Annotated in this window: 1 pseudogene; it reads right to left on the reverse strand. The window is 56.2% G+C overall.

What is annotated here, in order from left to right:
• A pseudogene (locus LRP50_RS25415) lies at positions 1-678 on the reverse strand (thrombospondin); the annotation flags it as partial.

A 678-nucleotide genomic window follows, 5' to 3' on the forward strand; every position in this document is an offset into this window, starting at 1 on the left:
TGACAGACCATCGTTGTCTCGGTCGATGTCGCTGTTATCGCCGACACCGTCACCGTCTGAATCCGACGTTTCCGTGGCATCGTCAGGGAAGGCATCGGCATTATCGCCCACACCGTCACCGTCAGAGTCGGTTGTCTCAGACGCATCGTTAGGGAAGGCATCGGCATTGTCACCGACGCCATCGCCGTCAGTATCGGTTGTCTCAGTGGCATCCGTTGGGAAGGCATCACCGTTATCGCCCACGCCGTCACCATCGGTGTCCGTGTCTTCGTTTGGATCGAACGGGAAGGCATCGTAGATATCGAGCGTGCCGTCGTTATCGTCGTCTTCATCGTTCGGGTTGGAGATACCATCACCGTCCGAGTCTTCGGCACGATCATCAACCCCGTTACCATTCACATCGCTACCCCCTTCGCCATCTTGAAGGTTGAGCATGCCATCTCCATTGGTGTCGAAAGCAGCAAAGTCGTAGCCATGCATGTCGAAGGCGGTGCCGTCGTTCTCTGCGTTGTGGCTTTCGAGATCGAGGAAGTCTGGAATGCCATCACCGTCAGAATCTGGGGCAGGATCGACGCTGGCTTGTAGGTCGATACTGTCGACCATCAGATCGCCATCAGCGTCGATGAGACCGGCTTCGACCACATCAGGGATGGTGTCGTTGTCTGAGTCCAAATCCAC

Origin of the sequence: Enterovibrio gelatinilyticus (genome assembly GCF_028683095.1) — a bacterium.
GTDB lineage: Bacteria > Pseudomonadota > Gammaproteobacteria > Enterobacterales > Vibrionaceae > Enterovibrio > Enterovibrio gelatinilyticus.